Origin of the sequence: Pantoea sp. 18069 (genome assembly GCF_902706035.1) — a bacterium.
Classification (GTDB): domain Bacteria; phylum Pseudomonadota; class Gammaproteobacteria; order Burkholderiales; family Burkholderiaceae_C; genus Comamonas.
Map to the genome: position 1 here is coordinate 1 of NZ_CACSJA010000160.1, position 380 is coordinate 380.

General features: G+C 68.4%; 1 protein-coding gene. It reads left to right on the forward strand.

Going from position 1 to position 380, the window contains the following annotated elements:
- Window positions 1–272, forward strand: a 272-nt coding sequence (gene tnpB, locus GVL12_RS26045) for an IS66 family insertion sequence element accessory protein TnpB (RefSeq protein WP_235033999.1), incomplete at its 5' end; no start/stop codon positions are given.
- Between the last annotated feature and the right edge of the window lie 108 nt (window positions 273–380).

Genomic DNA, 380 nt, shown 5'->3' on the forward strand with positions numbered 1-380 from the left:
CCACCCTGGCTCGGGTCGTGAAGGTCTTCGGCGCCGCACGACCTCACCATGCGTATATCTTTGCCAACCGGCGCTCGACCCGTCTGAAGGTCCTCATCCATGACGGCATTGGCATCTGGCTGGCGGCACGGCGGTTGCATGAAGGCCGCTTCATCTGGCCTGGCGGTGGCTGCGGGGCGCCGCAGTCGCTCACGCGTGAGCAGCTCGATGCGCTGGTGCTCGGCCTGCCGTGGCAGCGCGTGGGGGAGGCCGGGGTCATCAGCGTTGTGTGAAACCGCAGCGCCCCTACGGGAGCGCGACAATCAGTGAATCCGCCGATGGCGCAGGCGAGCACGGCGCGCGACACTGGCCCCCATGCTCGACGCTGCGCAGATCGCTCC